This window comes from Streptomyces alkaliphilus (assembly GCF_014141535.1).
GTDB lineage: Bacteria > Actinomycetota > Actinomycetes > Streptomycetales > Streptomycetaceae > Streptomyces > Streptomyces alkaliphilus.
This window is the reverse complement of sequence record NZ_VKHT01001167.1, coordinates 1-1407: the sequence shown is the minus strand read 5'-3', so window position 1 is coordinate 1407 and position 1407 is coordinate 1. Positions and strand designations below refer to the sequence as shown.

At 74.1% G+C, this 1407-nt stretch carries 1 protein-coding gene; it reads right to left on the bottom strand.

Annotated features, from left to right (window positions below; translation table 11 throughout):
• Positions 1–13: 13 nt before the first annotated feature.
• A complete protein-coding gene (locus tag FNQ90_RS23165) occupies positions 14–817 on the bottom strand; it encodes an AfsR/SARP family transcriptional regulator (RefSeq protein WP_182608131.1) in 804 nt (267 codons plus the stop codon).
• Between the last annotated feature and the right edge of the window lie 590 nt (positions 818–1407).

Below are 1407 nucleotides of genomic sequence, written 5' to 3'. Positions count from 1 at the left end.
GGACCCGTCCGGTTCAGCGCTTTCGGGGCTGGGGGATGCGGTGGGTCGGGCCCTCCGGGGAGAGCCGCGCCCGGGGGATGAAGACGCTTCCGCCCTGCGGGGAGCCGCTCCCGGCGGCCCCGCCCGGGCCGGCGGGGGCGGGAATGGGACGCGTGTGCGCGGCGAACGTCCCGGCCGCGTCGCCCCGCCCGCGCAGGGCGCGGACCAGCAGCCCCCAGGCCGACTCGCGCAGCGGATCGCGGGCGAGGATGGCGTGGATCTCGGGCACCAGCTCGGTGTTGCCGCCCAGCGCCAGTCGGGCCTCCACCAGCCGTTCGCGCGCGGTCGCGTAGAGGTCGTCGAAGACCACGAACCGCTCCCGCAGTTCGGTGGAGGCCGCGCAGTCGCGGCCGATCGGTCCGCCCCACAGGGCCACGGCCCGCTCGAGCGGTTCGACGGCCTCCTCGGCGGACCCCGCCCGCAGGGCGGCCGTGCCCCGCTCGATCAGGTCACGGAGCGACGCGGCGTCCAGTTCGGCCGGTTCGGCGGCGAGGCGGTAGGCCGTGCCCTCCGGCCCCGAGACGGTCAACAGGCGTTCGGCCGCCTCCGGCAGACAGGCCGCCAGCTGTCGCCTCAGCTCCGTGACGTGCGAGGCGACGTTGCGCCGCGCCGCCTCGGGTGGGTCGTCCCACAGCGAGGAGACCAGACGGCCCGGGGTGACCGGGCGGCCCTCCTCCAACACCAGCAGCGTCAACAACCCCCGCGCCACCGGCCCCCGCACCTCGTGCTCCGTCGTACCGGTTCCGACTCCGGCCCGTCCGAGTACCCGAAACAGCACTGTCGCTCCCTCCGTCGCGCACCGCTGCCGATTCACGCCCCGGGAACCGGGGCCCCGACGAACGGGCGATCCCGAAACGCGAAGTGCGAGATCCATACCCCTCGTCCATACTTCGAATGCGGCAAACACGTGTCCGTCATCCGCAGTTCACCGATATGACCGATGCCCCGGGCCAGGGCTTTCCACGGATCGGGGGAAACCCGGCTTCCCGGGTATGGGGGTCGGGTGGATTCCTCCGGCCGAACGGGGCGGATTCGGCGGAATCCGGCGGAAACGGATGTCGTTGCCGACGATCGGGAGTTGGAGTCCATATCCCGTGAGGTCGCGAAATCGGGGCCATGTCGGTGGGCTTGCCGATGCCACCGGCGACCGTCCCGGTACCGCCGTCGGACCCGCGGAACGAGCCCCGCGCGGAAGCCGGGGTCCGGTGGACCGCTCGGACGGCCCGCACCCCGACGGGTGTCTCCCGACACGGCTCGGGGTCCGGCGCGCTCTCCGGCCGTGTTCCGCCGGGTTGGCGACGGCCTTGGTGCCGGTGGCCCTGCCCACCACGGGCCGGCCGTCCCGGCGCGGCTCCGTCCCCCGTACTC